This is a genomic window from Bacteroides congonensis, assembly GCF_900130125.1.
GTDB lineage: Bacteria > Bacteroidota > Bacteroidia > Bacteroidales > Bacteroidaceae > Bacteroides > Bacteroides congonensis.
This window is the reverse complement of record NZ_FQXY01000009.1, coordinates 786475-803864: the sequence shown is the minus strand read 5'-3', so window position 1 is coordinate 803864 and position 17390 is coordinate 786475. Positions and strand designations below refer to the sequence as shown.

Genomic DNA, 17390 nt, shown 5'->3' with positions numbered 1-17390 from the left:
AACATTATGCCTGAAAATGAGGATAAAATAAAGAAACTATACGACACGTTTGTTTCTGATGGTTACGATATGGAGAGTGAAGAAGATTTCCGCAAGAACTTATCGGATTCTACAAAACGCAAGGCAGCTTATGATGCTCTAGTGAAAGAAGGTTATGAGATGGAACCGTTTGAAGAGTTTGAGAATAATATAGGTTTCGGAAAGATTCAAACACCTGCACCGGAGCCTGCTGTACAAACAGAACAGGCGTGGCAACCTACCGAACAAGAAAAAGCAGAGATGATTGCTAGTACAAACCGTATGATGCAGAATGTGGAAACACAGATACAAGACGCAAATGAACGTGTAGATAATATACAAGAATACGGGTTGAATCCCGGATTGCAAACTAAAGAGGGTAAAATGCAGTTTAATCCTGAAAATGGGAAACTGGAAAAAACATATATTACTCCACTTGGTAACAAGACTACTAGTAAACCTCTTGCTGACATCGAGAGTTTCCGGTACCGACAAGCTGCTGATATGTCAATCGGCGGACAGTTACGCAAGGCTAATCTCCGTTTGCAGGAGTTAAAAGCTAAGCAAGCGGAAAGAGCCTCCGAAGTGCATAAGGAATGGGTAGAAGAAACGGAAAAGAACAAAGCGCCGCTCGCTGCCATATTGGGAGCAGCCACTTACACACCGCGCCAGCAATCAGACAAGGAAAACAGCGCATTGAGAGTAGCCATTAGAGAAACAGAAGAGCTCATCAAGAACCTTGAAGAACAGAAAGACCGTGAAAATGGGGTTGATGTAGGCTTTTGGCGTGGTTTTGGTCGTACTATGGGTGATGTACGCACGTGGGATTTCGGTATGGGTGATATGGCGGATGCCATGACCATGATGAATGCCGACAAACTCAAAGGTGATAATGCCACAGAGGGCGAGCGTGAATCCCATGATATGATGATGGGTGCAATCCATGAGAAACAACAGGCAGAGGAAAGATACGGTGGAAATGCCGACTTTTGGAACAGAGCCGGTGTCATGACTGGATATATGCCTTCATTTATGTTGGATTTCATTTTGACTGGTGGCGGATTCAATGGTTTGTCTACATTCTCAAAAGGAAGCACTAAAGTCGCCGCAAAGGTCATAGGTAAAGAAACGGCTGAAAAAATGGCTCAACAGGGATTTAAATCCTATGTTAAAGAGAATGGTGTCAGAGGGTTAGGACAGTACGCAGCAGATTGGACTATCAAAGCACTTGGGACAACCGCAGATGATTTGCTTGTACGTGCTCCGGCGATGACAAACACCATACAGGCTGGAAAAACGGTCTCTGACATCATTGACCGGAAGCTAGGTGACGTGGTTGTTGATGAAAACGGTAACTATGATTTCTCCAATGATAAGACCTGGGGAAGTGCAATATGGCAAGGTGAAGCCAATGCTATCATTGAGAATTATTCGGAAATGTTCGGTGCGCACCTTGATCCTATTTTTACACTTGGTAATATGAGTAAACTCGCTAATGTTCTAGGGGCAAAGCGATTGGGAGGTGTACTCTCAAAGGCAGATGCCGGTGCATTGAATAGCATAATGGGACAAACTCATCAGATGTTCAATAAAATGGGTGTCAGTGATTATGTTGGTGAAGTATCTGAAGAATACTACGGTCAATTGTGGCGCACAATGCTTAGTCTTGATGATGCTTATCAGCAGAATCCGGACGGCACACGTACTAACTTATTTGCAACTGGACAATTTCACGGTGATATTTGGGGTGGAATGGCACTCTCTATGGGGTTGATGGGGGCAGGAAAACATACCTTGTCTGCCGCAAATTATGCATCCATGAAGCATGGCGTGAACAAAGCAGATGCAAAAGTGAATGAATTACTTGGTAAAGAAGTATGGGAGCCGTTGAAGGCAACACTTGACCTTACTACCAATGAGAATATCGGTGAAGTTGCGGAACTTGTTGCCGGTTATAAAGATTTTACCGCTGATGAGAAAGCAGCCGTACTGAATTATATGGAACGTTCGTTGAATTTGCGTGGATTCAATCTTGCTTCTATGGCCCGGTCCCGTGGCGGTGTTCAAAGTGAAAGCGAACAACAGGCAAATGACAGTTATCTTGACGGATACAACGTCACTTCCTCGCAGGAAATGAACGATGCGAAGAACCTGTACGAATACCATCGAACACAAGTGGCAGACCTTGCAGATGAGAATATGTTTGCGATGATTGAAGAGAATCCGATTGCCGCATTGGAGTTTGTGAACGGGAATGAGCAATGGAGTGATGAGGATAAGTCTTCTGTTATCGACTATATCAATGCCAAGCAGGTTTACAATGGCATGATTCAACGTGTACGTGATGATATAGACGGGCGGGTGGAACAGAGCAATTCGATGATAGATGCACGTGTGAACCGCAAGACAGGTATGATACAGGGGGCAACCATGAAGCAGGATGAACGCAAGGTGTATGTTCTTAGTGGGACTCTTGTACCATATGCAGATGGTAGCGGTGTAAGTGTGACTGATTCTGACAATAGCATCATTGTTCGTGATGCGGACACAGGTGGGCTTGAACAAGTATCTCCCGATGCTATATTGTCTATTGATGATGTACAAGACCCATACGAGCAGAAGGAGTTGGTTGCACAATCTATCAGAGAACAATTTGCACGTGAAGCTGCGGATAAGATTGATGGTGTTGTCACATTCAATCCGGGCGAAACCTATACCATTGCCGGTGAAGGCGGTTCGCAAATACAGGTCACAATAGTTTCAGATGAGAACGGAATCATAGACAATGGCGACGGAACTATCAATGTGACAGACGGAACAAATGTATTCCCTATAGCAAAAGAGGCTATCCAACAGTTTGTGGACGCATCTAACATTGCACGAATCGCAGAGTTTGAGCAACAGAGAGCTGAAGAAAACTTTGCTTTGCAGCAGGAAGAGCAGGAAGCAGACCGACCGCAATATGCAATGAATGACCTTGTGACGCTCCGTGATGAAAATGGTATAGGTATTCGTGGTAACATCACCGCCGATGTGGATGCCGATGGACTATATGAAGTTTATACGGAAGATGCCTTGAATGGTAAGCGTGTGAATATGTTTACCCGTGAAGAGCTTGATTCCATGCTGATAGAACACAATGGGCAACCTGTTGAGATTGCCAATTCAAGTGTGAATGATAATTCGGAAGTGGCAGCAAGTTCTCTGGAGGAACAGCAGTTGCAAGTGTCTGCATTAGAACGAATCCCCAAAGATGAACAAGGTAATCCTATCTATGAGCAGGCGGAAACTCCCGACCTTGCTTGGGATGCCATTGTTGAGCAGACAGAGGGAGACGAAGCTATGGCCCAGTCCGTGGCTAACGGAATGGTTGCGGACAAAGAAGCAGCATTGAAGAAAATCGAGAAAACGAAATCTGCCGGTGGAAACACTATTGCAGAGAAGATTGTAGCAGAGAAAGAACGCAAGGCGGCGATTGATGCAGCCAAACAGGAATTGTCCATTTGGCAAAAGATAGCCGGCACTGCCAACCGCAGAAAAATGGAAGCAGATGCGGAGCGCAGACGTATTGCCGATGAAGCTACCGCATTGCGCAAGGCGGAAGAAGAAAAATTGCGTGCAGAGCGTGAGGAAGCAGAACGCAAGGAACGTGAAGCACTTAACGGAGTTCCCGATATAGTGGAAGATGTTCCCAAAGATGCCCGTGCAAGAGGATATAGACGTGTAAACGGCCATAAGGTTGACAGACAAGGACCATTACAGGCTGTACAAGGTAAAGAGGTGAACGTGAAATTCAGCAATGATGTAGTGGTTCCTGGCAATGTGACCGTGATTGATGCGTCATTGTTGCAACCGAGTCATATACAAGGTGTGCGCAATCCTCTGCATTTTATTGATGAAGCGCAACCAAAGGAACGCAATGACGAAGCAAGCGTATTGTCTGCACGGAAAATCGCCGAGAACATTCGTCCGGAAGAAATCACATCAAGTATTACCGCTTACACCGGTGCGCCGACCGTAAACGAACGTGGTGAAGTAATACAGGGAAACAACCGTAGTGATGCCTTGCGCCTGATGTGGGAAAGTCATTCGGAACAGGCCGAAGCATATAGACAATACCTGAAAGACCATGCGGAAGAGTTTGGACTGCGTGCCGAGGACATTGCGCCCATACAAAGCCCGGTGTTGGTAAATATGCTGCATGTGGACGATACAGAAGCCCTCAATCTTGGTCAGTTTGTTGCACAAGACACAGAAAGTGGAGGTGTTGAACGTATCAAACCTAAAAACACCTTGCAGCGCATGGGAACCGAAATGCGTTCGTTTGCCAACCTGTTGCTTAGGACTTCGGATGATGAAATGTCGTTTGCCGGACTTGTGGATGCCAATGGTGCAAATGTTCTGAAATGGATGAGTCAAAGAGGTTTCATCAGTCACACACAATACAAGAGTGCGTTTGACAGCAAGGGCAACCTAACTCCTGAATCCAAGAATGATTTGCGTGGTATCATGTATCAAAGCATCTTCAAGGACGGCAGCACACGGTTGGAGGAAATGTTCAACGTATTGCCGGTAAAAGCACAAAAGGCTATTCTTGCCACTGCTTTCCGTGATTATGACAGTCCGAACAGTGAACGAATGGTAGATGAGATACAGAATTCCGTTCGTGCTTACTATGCTTTGTCCCAAGATAAAATGTTTGCAGAGGCAAAGAATTTCAAGGAAGCACGTATTGCTGTAGAAAACTGGAAACGCCAGTATCAAATGGATGATGTTACAGGGGAAAGTTATCTCCCTGCTGATAATTTCAGTAACTTTGTCTTGCATTTGGCCGCAATGTATAAAGGCGAAAGCCAAAGCTTCATTCAAAGCACATTCGGCAAGATTTATGACCTTATACAAGGTACACAGGAAGAAACTCTGTTCGAACAGCCGGACAATACCCCTCGGACGCTCGTACAGGCTATTAAAGAAGCATTAAATTTAGATTACAATGGACAACAGCGAAGCAATGTATTGGTTGGCGATACTGCAACAAGCCAACGAGGGCAGCAAGGAAGCAATGGAGCTCTTGCGCCAAGAGAACGAGTTGAGGACGGAAATGGGACAACCGATGATACAGGAAGAACTGAAAGCATTGGTGAACAAAGCGAAATAGAACCTTCTTTATCACAAGAAGAAATGCTATCTTTTGATGATACTGACAATCAACTTAGTGCAAAAATAGCAAGACGCATTGAAGTTCAAGAAGATGATTGGGTTGAAAGCGGAAAGTATGGCGATACTTATAAACAGACAATTATTGTTGATGGTACTCATAAAGTTATAAAAGTTGATGCACCCGATACGAAAGGTAATTATACAGGTAGTACTTATGAGTATGACGGTCAAACATTCGGAGATTTATTGGATGTTGTTAATTATATTGATGCATCTTCGTCTTTAGCCAATGCCGTTGCAGTGGCAGAGAAAGAAACCGATACTACTCCTACGGAGAAACAGAAAGAAGCCGGCAATTATAAGAAAGGTCATGTGCAGGTTGGTACATTCAATATCACCATTGAGAACCCGAAAGGATCCGTTCGTAGCGGAATAGACACAGAGGGCAACAAATGGGAAACGACCATGCAGAACACCTATGGCTATATTCGTGGCACGGAAGGTGTAGACGGCGACCATATAGACGTGTTCCTCTCTGATGATATTGACGGGTGGAATGGTCGCAAGGTGTTTGTGGTTGACCAATATAACGAGGACGGCACGTTTGACGAACACAAGGTTATGCTGGGCTTCAATGAGGCTGACGATGCTGAAGCAGCTTACTTTGCTAATTATGACAGAAATTGGGCGAAGAAGCACAAGACGGTGCTGACGGGCGTTAACTTGGAGGAGTTCGAGAAGTGGATAGAGAGCAGCCATCGCAAGACCAAGGCTTTTTCGGAATACAAGTCTGTAAAGACGATCGAGGGGCAGAGTTCCGGCACGCAAGGCAACAGACTTTCAGAAGTCAAGTTCCGTATTGAAGAATTGCACAAGGAACAAGAAGCAGCGCACAACCGTAGCGACATTTTTGAGGAGGCTCGTATTATTTCTGAAATTAACGACCTTTTTACCGAACAACGCAAGTTGGAACAAGACGCTTCCAGTGAAGAAGCGACTGCACCGACTGATGCTCCGTACACCATTACTCCGGCGCAGTACATCACCAAGCGAGGTAAGGTGTTAGATATGCAACTTGTTGAGTTCCAATCGGAATTGCGCAAGGAAGTTCAAAAGCATGTAAGTATGTTCGCCAAAGAAATGAAAGGTTGGTGGGATAGGGAAAAACACGGCTTTATGATGCGTAGCGAAGAAGATGCCAAACGATTAGCAGAATACGCAGTAGATGCACAAGGCCAACCTCCCATATCAATGTTGGATATACAGGCTTTAAATGATGGTGATGTGCTGTTTACTGAACCCAAAGCACCAGCAAAGGATGAAAAACAGGATTACACCCCTGTATGGCAATACTCTGTTTTTGTTGATAAGGAAACCGGATATACGACTTTGACTCGTGAAGATGTGAGTGGTCCCATACCTATTGGTGATGCACGTTTTCGTCAGACAACCAACAGCCCGGAGGAAATGTTAGGCATTCTTCGCAATCCGCAGAATGGCATGCAAGAAGTTTTGGATGCAGTTGGAGTTTTGCTTGAAAATAAAATTAAGACCCGAGAACTTGATCGCAAGGCAAAGGATGAAATTCATGACAGAAGGACAGATTTCGTTGTTGATAAGGAAATGGATAACAGATATTCTGTTCGTACTTTGATGAAGATGATTGACGCGGAAAAGCAGGCTGTGATGGATTTAGGAGAGAAGCGTGGTGGAGACGTTTATCATGAAGGAAATATTATTTTCCTGACCAAAGATAGTGCAGACAAGTTTGCTAATGAAGCTCGAACTCTTATCAACGATATGAGGAGTAAGCAGCAACAAGACAATTTACAGAAAAAGACTGAAGCGAGTGGTAACCGTCTTGTTACTGATGAGCGTTATGCGGAACTTCGTGAGCGTATGCGTAAGAAGTTACTCGGTCAAATGAATATTGGTATTGACCCTGAAATACTTGCTATTGGCACAGAAATGGCTGTTTACCATTTAGAGAAAGGCTCACGGAAGTTTGCAGAATATGCAAAGGCTATGATTGCAGACTTGGGTGATTCCATACGTCCGTACCTTAAAGCATTTTACAATGGTGCGAGAGATTTGCCTGAGGTGTTAGAAAACGGATTTAATACCGACATGACCTCTTACGATGAGGTGCAGAAGTTTGACGTGGCCAACTTTGACAAGTCCGGCATTGATGCACTCGCCACCGCTGAAACCGTAACGAAAGAGGCGGAAGTGGCGGGGGAGGTTGAAGTTGCACAGGAACGTATAAAGAAAACTCGTTCAACGCGCAAGAAGAGTGAGAAAAAAACTGTAAATTTACAGCAGTCAAACGAGCTTGGTTTGTTTGGCAGTTTGTTTGATAATAACGAAACCAACAACGAAAATGGACGAATACACCAAGAAAGTACTAAGATTACAGGGACACAGCGAGAAGTCGATAGCGAAAATGGAGCTGGAGGAACGGATAGACGTAGCATGCTACCGCCACAAAGCGGAAACGCTAGAAGCACCGTACACATGGAGCGAGGAAGAGTGGACGGAGATTTACAAAGAGGCAGGGATGACGGACGAGGAAATCGTAGAGTACAGGAAGGAACAGACGAAATACAACGGGGGCGAGGAACACGACTTTCCGATGATGCCATAGATGAACCGAAAAATATTCGCAATAATCATTCAGACCGGGGGACGAACTATGCTCCAACTTCGGTAGATGCACGCATAGAGGCCAATATTAAAGCTATAGAGTTGGCACAGCAACTTATTGAGAGTGGAGAGCTTGCTACTCCTAGACAAATGGCAGTACTTCGCAAGTTTAGCGGTTGGGGTGGTTTAGGTAAAGTATTTAGTGATAATACATATTCGACACGTCTACAGCAGTTGATGAGCACAGAAGCCTATCAAGAAGCTGTAATGAGTGCTAATAGTGCGTATTATACCCCTGCTTATGTTGTAGATACTCTTTGGGATATTGTTACACAAATGGGTTTTAAGGGTGGTTACATTCTTGAAGGTTCTGCAGGTATCGGAAACATTTTGGGGCAGATGCCTACAAATATCAGCGAGCACAGCGACATCCATGCTATTGAGATTGACGGGACTTCGGGTGGTATTCTCTCACTCCTTTATCCTGATGCCAAAGTAGAGATACAGGGTTTTGAGCAGACACGTATTCCTAATGGAAGTGTGGACTTGGCTATTACTAATGTTCCGTTCGTTACCGGACTCCGTGTGAATGACACCACGGGCGACAAAGACCTGTCGAAGAAATTCCACAACATACACGATTTCTGTATAGCAAAGAATGTGCGCAAACTGCGTGAGGGCGGTTTGGGTATCTTCATCACGTCCAATGGTACGCTTGACAACAGTAAGAAACTCCGTGACTGGATTGTGGGCGAGGGAGGCGCAGACTTCGTGGGTGCTTTCCGTATGCACAACAAGACTTTCGGCGGCACCGGAGTAACCTCTGACATCGTTGTTATCCGCAAGCGTGTGAACGGGCAGAAGTCTGTCCATGCCATTGATGTAAGTGATGTGAGCGGAGAGCGCATGGCAGAGTATGATACCGGGGAAACGCGCAAGGTTAAAGGCAAGGAGATACCAGTCATTAAGCAGCTTTCAATGGACTACAACCGCTATTTCATTGAACACCCCGAAAACATGGCAGGTGAAATGCACTTTGCATTTGAGAAAGGCGATACTTTCCGCCCGACCAGCAAAGGCTTATATCCTAAACAGAATAAGAAACAGGAAGAAATGTTGGCTGAATTTGTCCGCTCATTCCGTGCAGAGGAATTTGGTGAGCGCAATACCGAGCTTGCCACCGATGTAATGCCCGGCAAGAAGATTGGCGAAGTGTTTGTCAAAGACGGAAAACTATACATCAACTCAACTGCAAGCGCACAACCTCTCGAAGTGAATGCCAACAAGGTAAAGGGGCATACGAAAGTGGAATGCTTTGAGGCATACACCGCTATCAAGGAAGCTCTTGCGGAAGTCCTTTCCTATCAGACTGCGAATGAAAGCGATAAGGGACTTAAACCGTTGCTTGACAAACTCAACAAAGTATACGATGATTTTGTCGGCACATACGGACACTTCAACAAGAACACCGCCATTGCATTTCTCCGAAATGATGTGGACTATGCCAATGTATACGCTCTTGAAAAGTTTGAAGAAACGGCAGATGAAAAAGGAAACCAGATACAGAAATTTGACAAGACCGATGTATTCAGCAAACGTGTTGTTGAAAAAGAAAAAGAACCCACTCCTGCCAATGTCAAGGACGGTATCATTGCAAGTATCTTTAAATTCGGTCGTGTAGATATACCGTATATCGCCGGACAACTTGGCACAGGTATCGAGGATGTGAAGAAAGAAATCATCGAGAGCGGTTACGGTTTCGAGAACCCTGTAACCCGACAGATGGAAGCATCGTATCACTACTTGAGCGGAAATATTCGTGAAAAACTGCGTCAAGCAGAGGTAAATAACGAAAATGGGGAATTTGACCGCAACATCAAGGCATTGCAGGAGGTCATGCCTATGGAAATCCCCGCACATTTGATTGACTTTACCCTCGGAAGTTCTTGGATTGACCCGAAACTGTATGAGGATTTTGTAAAGGAACGCACGGAGGTTGACGTACGGTTTACAGCTGTGGGCGGTACTTGGTTTATGAAAGAACCATACTTCACCGATTATGAGAAGAACCGTGCAATGGGGGTAACCAGCGAAATGCTTAACCGTACCATTATGGGGCATACTCTCATTGAAGCTGCCATTCAGAACAGAAGCATCACCGTTTCCACCACCAAGAAACACTATGACGGCACTACCGAAACCATTACCGACAAGGAAGCGACACAGGCTTGTGCCGCCAAAATTGATGAAATCCGTCAAGATTTCAAGGATTGGGCAAGGCAGAAGATGCAGAGCGACCCGGAAATGTCGGCATTGATTGAGCGTATCTATAATGACACGTTCAATAACTTTGTGCCTATGAGCATACCAGATGAGTTTGTACCGGAGTATTTCGGAGGTGCCTCGCACAAGTTTAAGATGCGTCCGCATCAAGGCAGAGCCATTGTAAGAGGCACACAACAGCCTTTGTTGCTTGCCCATGAGGTTGGAACGGGGAAAACCTTTACTCTAATTTCTACAGCAATGGAAATGCGCCGTTTGGGTACTGCACGCAAACCCATGATTGTGGTGCAGAATGCTACCGTTGGACAATTCGTTGCAAGTGCAAAGGAACTGTACCCCAACGCCAAGATACTGACACTTGAAGAAGCAGACCGCAGTGCAGAGGGCAGAAAGAACTTTTATGCCAAGATACGTTACAACGATTGGGATATGATTGTCGTTCCGCAGTCTACCTTTGAATTTATCCCCGACAGCGAGGAAAGGGAAATGACTTTCGTGCAGGACAAGATTGAGGAGAAGATGCTCATTCTTGAAAAGATGAAAGAAGAAGACCCGGACGGAAAAAATATGATTACCCGACAGGCTGAACGGGAAATCGAATTATTGGAGGAGCAGCTTGCCGGACTTGCAGACAATGCTTCAAAGAAACGTACCGCCAATGATGAAAAGAAACGTGCTGTAGCTTTGCAGAACGCAGAGGTTAAAGCTATGGAAATGCTTGACCGCCGAACTGACGATGTGGAGAACTTTGACGATATGGGCATTGATGCTTTACTTGTAGATGAAGCGCACGAGTATAAGCACCTCGGATTTGCCACTGCCATGCAGCGTGGAGTTAAAGGTGTGGATCCGTCATACAGCAAGAAGTCACAAGGCGTGTTCCTGAAGACACAGGCTATCTTGGAAAAAAACAACGGACGGAACGTAATCTTTGCAACCGGTACACCTATCAGCAACACCGCCGCAGAGATTTGGACGTTCATGCGCTATCTCATGCCTGCTGATACGATGAAAGAGTACGGTATCTATTACTTTGATGACTTTGTGCGCAACTTCGGTAACATTCAGCAGATGCTGGAGTTCACCACAAGCGGAAAGTTCAAAGAGAACAACCGCTTTGCTGGGTATGTCAATCTGCCTGAACTGGTGCGTATATGGTCGGGAGTGTCCGATACCGTCCTAACCAAAGAAGCCGGCGGCGTAAAGGACAAAATACCCGAAATGGAGGGAGGAAAGGCACAAGACCTTTATCTGCCACAGACACGCGCATTACGTAGCATCATGAAGTTCGTAAAGAACGAACTTGAACATTATGAACAGATGAGCGGAAAGGAGAAGAAAGAGAACAGCCACATCCCGCTCACGATGTACGGTATTGCCAAAGCCGCTGCCGTGGATGCCCGATTGGTACAGTCTGATGCTGAAGATGATGTAAACAGTAAGACTCATGAAGCCGTTCGACAGACATTGCGCTCGCTGAAAGAAACAGCCGATTACAAAGGTACGGTTGCCATTTTTGCCGACAATTACCAAAACAAACAGAGTGGCTTCAACCTTTATGATGACATCAGGGATAAGCTGATTACAGAGGGGGTTCCTGCAGATGAGATTGTAATAATGAGGTCGGGAATGACTGTCAAGAAAAAACTTGAAATCTTTGAAAAGGTAAACCGTGGCGAGGTGCGTGTGATTCTCGGTTCGACCTTTACACTCGGTACAGGCGTGAACATTCAGGAACGCTTGCACACGCTGATACATTTGGATGCGCCTAACCGTCCAATGGACTATACCCAACGTAACGGACGTATTTTGCGACAGGGAAATCTGCACAAGGATATGAATAAACCTGTACGTATCTTGCGTTTCGGTGTAGAGGATAGTCTGGACGTTACCGCCTACCAACGTCTGAAAACAAAGGGGGCCATTGCCGATAGTATTATGAATGGCAAGCAGATGATGTCGAACAGTATGACCAACCGTGTGCTTGAGGAGGAAGAAGATGTGTTTGGAGATACTATAGCACAACTCTCCGGCAGTGAGTATGCCATGCTGAAAAACAATGCGGAAAAGAATGTACGCAAGTATGCAAGCCGTAAAAAGCAATGGGAAACAGACCAAGCCTACATCCATAATGCCAAGCCAAGGTTAAAAGCCTTTATCAAAGATGCTGAAAAGCGCATTGAGGATAACAGCCGATCTTTGGAGGCTGTACGTGCATCATTCCCCGATGAACAATTCAAAGAGATTGTAATCGGCAAACATCGCTTTACCTCTGTTGATACAATGGATGATTTCTTCAAGGAACACAACAAGACTGTTCTTGCTGAAATGAAGCAGATGAAAGACGGTGATATTGCAGGGGAACAAAAGCGAGAACTGACTATACAGATAGGCAATTTCCCATTCATTGTAACAACTAAATTGACAAGACAGACCATGCGTGATGGTACAACTTTGTTCAATGACGTTGAAAGAAAAATGACTTATTCATGTACAGAACTTGGTATCGAGGATGTTCCTGTACGTCAAAATCTGCTCCGTAATGCCATTGAGGATATTACCGGCAATGTGATTACAGGAAAAAACTTTACCGAAAGATTGGAAGCCGCTGAGCGAAGCAAGAAACACAATGAGGCCGAATTGAAAGAACTCCTGTCAAGAGAGGGTAAGCCTTTCGAGTATGAAAAAGAATTGGAACAGGCGAAATCACAGTTAGAAGAATACGCTGAACTGATGAAGAAAGAGCTGGAGGAAAAGGAAGCCAAGTATGCTGAAATGGATGCAAGCGTGGAAGCAGCCAACGACATTACAAATGCTGATGAGGATGATGTCTTATATCGCAGCGATGACACGATGTATCGTATTCGCGAAGATGCCGCACCCCAAAATACAGGTATCGGATATAAGGTGTTTGTTTTGAAGAACGGCGAATTGTATCCGCCTATGGTTGCCAATCCGAACGGAGAAGCGACGCCGGTCGGTGTATGGCTGGATGCTGATGCCGCACCGATAGCCGGACAGAGCAAGACGGGACGCAATCAAGTAAAAGCAGGGGGTAAAGGTACACAAGGCGGTAGTGGTAAACTTGCCTATCGTCCCGGATGGCATTTAGGTGTCATTCCATACGCATTGCAGTTTAACCGCATTGATGAGAACGGAGATAAAACCTTGTTTCCTGCCAATTTTGTTTGGGCTGAGGTGGAGTATGCCAATGACGTGGACTATCAGGAAGAGGCTATGAGTTATGGCTACAACAAGAACGGCAAGTTCCAACACAGTTATGCCGGGCTTCCAAGGATTCCTGAAAATGGAGCATACACTTACCGTACCAATCCTAACCCCGAAACCGACCCTTGGATAATCACTGGTGCTATGCGCGTTAAACGCTTGCTTACTCCGTCCGAAGTTGACGAAATGGTCAAGGCGGCAGGTCGTGAACCTCAACGCAGACAGGAAAACGCTGTTACCGATGCAGAGATTGCCGCACTCAATGCAGAGATTATAAATGACTATCGTAACGGTATTGGCGCATATACCGATGATGAGGTCAGTTTTGAGAACGACCCAGTCGCCAAGTTATTAGGCAGACCAAGGAGGACGGCAAAGCAGCGGAGGGAATTTGCACAGCGTGAACGCCAAAGAATGGCAGAGCGTGTGGAAAGCCTTGCAGAGAAACTGCATCTTGGCAATGTGGAGGTTGTTACCGATGCTTCCGTCTTGGAAGGAAAGAAACAGCGTGCGAAAGGCTTCTACTCAAAGAGTACAGGGAAGATAACCATTGTCATTCCTAACCATACCAGTACGTTTGATGTTGAGCAGACGCTGCTGCATGAGGCTGTGGCGCACTATGGTTTACGCCAGTTGTTCGGAGAACATTTCGATACATTCCTCGATAATGTATTCAATAATGCCGATGAGACCATACGCAAACGCATTGTAGATATGGCTGCAAAAAACGGTTGGGATTTCCATAAGGCTACTGAAGAATATCTGGCTTCGCTTGCCGAAGATACCGAATTTGAGAACACCAATGCAAGCTGGTGGCATCAGATTAAGAATTTCTTCTTGAATATGTTGCACAAGATTGGCTTTGAAGATTTCAGAGGGGTAACTCTGACTGACAACGAACTCCGCTATATATTGTGGCGCAGTTATGAGAATCTTGCAGAACCGGGCAGGTACCGCAGCATATTGGGAGAAGCCACCGATATGAGCAAACAATATGAGTTGAAGGTTGGTAACTATGCTGAAATTTCAGCAAGTCAATCAGTCGTAGCCGAAACCGATGATAACTTGTATCGTGATGGCGACCCAGAGATACATGAAAAGGCTTTAGCCCGTGATAGGTATGAGCGGCGTGTACGCAGTGGAATGTATCAGTCACAGGAAGCTTTGCAGGATAGTATGCTTGGTTTGAAAGAAGCAATGACCGCAATCCTCGGCAAGAATATCCAAATGGAAGATGTTGATGGATTTGAAAATGCTTACTTAGGTGAGAACCGCTTATCAAGTGTGAACAAAGCCGAAGCCGATGCCTTTGCGCACCTATTGTTCAAGCCAATGCTTGAAGAGGTAGCCAAACTTGCGCATAATACAGCAGAGCGCGAGGAACTGACCGATTATATGATGGCTAAACACGGTCTTGAACGCAATAGAGTAATGGCAGAGCGTGATGCACAAAAAGACTTCGCGGAATATCAGAAGCAGCATTCGAAGAGTACAAAGACCTTGCAGAACTTTATCGACGAGTGCCGCAAGCGTGATTATGCAGGTCTTACCGCCCTCACAGGTATGGAAGAGATTGCAGATGCAGAAGCCGAAGCACAGGTTATGGTAGATGAGTACGAAAACGCACACGACACCACCGCATTGTGGAGCAAGGTTAATGCCGTCAGCAAGGCAGTCCTTTCCAAGTCCTACGAATGCGGAATGATGAGCAAGGAAACCTACGACAGTGTGAGAGATATGTATGAGTTTTATATCCCTTTGCGTGGATTTGATGAAAAAACGAGTTCTGAAGCATACGCATATCTGACGCACAGGCAAAGTGCGTTCAATGCTCCAATCAAGAAGGCGGAGGGACGCAAGTCGAAAGCAGACGATCCATTTGCCTACTTGCAATCAATGGCAGAAGGTACTATCATGCAGGGAAACCGCAACAAACTCGTGAAGCAGAAGTTCTTGAACTTTGCCCTCAACCATCCGAGCGACCTTGTTAGTGTGAGTGATTTGTGGTTGCAGTACGATGCAGTTTCCGATGAATGGAAACCGATATTCCCCGACAATATTGACATTAACGATAGTCCCGAAGAGGTAGAGCGAAAGTTGAACGAGTTTGAGGATAAGATGAAGCAGCTTGCTGAATCTGCCCCCGATAACTACAAGCACGGCAAAGATGCGGCAAACATTCCGTATCGTGTTGTTGAGAGCCGAGATTTGCGACAGCATCAAGTGGTGGTGAAGCGAAACGGCAGAGACTATGTGATTACCATTAACGGTAATCCGAGAGCTGCACAAGCATTGAACGGACAGACGAACCCGGATAATGATATCAGCGGAAGTATCGGTCAGCTTGTACATCTCATTGGAGATGTGAACAGAACACTGTCCTCATTGTACACCACATTACAGCCGGACTTTATTGCAAGTAACTTCTTGCGTGATATGGTATATTCTAATTCTATGGTGTGGGTTAAGGAAAGTCCGAAATATGCTATTCAATATAACATGAACTTTGCGAAGTTACCTATTGTAAGAATGGTTATGTTATTGGATAAATACCGCAGGGGAACGCTTGATATGAATGATGAAATAGAGAAAATGTTTTATCAGTTCATGATGAACGGTGGCGAGACAGGATTTTCAAGAATGGCAGACATTGACGAGCATAAGAAAGAAATCAAGAAGATGCTGAAAGCGGCGAATGAAAAAATTCCTGCCCATGTGGTACGTGAATGTATGGCTACCTGGATAGGCGAAGTGGGACGAGGTATAGAGATGCGTGCCCGATTTGCCGCCTTTGTAACAAGCAGGAATGCGGGACGGACAATAGACCGCAGTATTTGGGATGCCAAGGAAATCAGTGTGAACTTCAACAAGAAAGGCGCAGGTGATAAGTTCTTGGGGGCTGAAGGACAAACCATGTTGGGAAATGTAGCAGCCGGTGTATCGGGTGCAGGACGAGCCGGATATATCTTTTGGAATGCCGCCCTGCAAGGAACGTTCGGAAACTTCTTGAAGTATGCGATGAGGCATCCCGGCAAAATGGGTACTGTTGTTGCATCATGGTATGGGTTAGCCATGCTTGTTACCGCACTTGCTTCGGCTGGAGGTGATGATGACGATGACAGCTACTATGACATACCCGAACATACTCGCAGACAGAACCTCATTGTCAAGGGGCCCGGTAACGCATGGATAAAGATTCCTTTGCCTATCGAGTACCGAGCTGTGTATGCGATGGGAGAACTTACCGGTTCTTCCCTGTTCCATAACGAGAAATTGGAGGTTAGCGATGTATTGGCACAGATGAGCCAATTGCTTCCCGTAGATATGATGGAGGGGACAAAAGCGTTGTGGCCAAGCAGCGTCAAGCCGATGGTGGAAGTATCGAATAACGAGAGTTGGTACGGTAGTCCGATATGGAAAGATACACCCTACAATAAATATATGCCGAATTGGACGAAAGCCTATAAGAGTGCGAATAAAGACCTTGTAAACCTTTCTGAAACACTGAACGAAGTCAGTGGAGGAAGCAAGTATAGGAAAGGTACTATTGACTTGAATCCTGCTGCCATTGAGTATCTATTGAAACAATACACCGGCGGCTTCTTCACTGTAACCAACCAAATTCGTAATTTGATCAATGTGGGAACAGGTGAAAAAGATTTTGATTGGCGTTATGTTCCGCTTGCTAACCGAATGTTGATGAGCGGTGGCGATGAACGTAATGTAGGTAGGGGGCTGGATGAGAAGTTCTTTGGTTATTTGGATGCATACCGTGCAAAGGCGAGTGAATTCAGCGCCATTAAAGGTGATTTGAGTTTACCGTTGGAGAAGAAAGCAGAACTGATAAGCGAGATTATCATTGATCCTGAATATGTAAAAATGAAAGGAATGGAACGTATTTACTCAAAACTAAAGAAAGCTTATGATACTGCTAAGGAAATCGGAGATACCTCAAAAGCAGAAGAACTTGAAAAGAGGATTAATGAGTTAAAGCGGACATTTATTTTAGAGATGGAGCAAGACGAACGTAAATAGTTAAACCTAAAATGATTGCTTTG

General features: G+C 45.3%; 1 protein-coding gene. It reads left to right on the top strand.

Going from position 1 to position 17390, the window contains the following annotated elements:
* The first annotated feature begins 6 nt into the window (after positions 1-6).
* A complete protein-coding gene (locus tag BQ7997_RS09975) occupies positions 7-17367 on the top strand; it encodes an LPD38 domain-containing protein (protein ID WP_073345903.1) in 17361 nt (5786 codons plus the stop codon).
* Positions 17368-17390 lie beyond the last annotated feature (23 nt).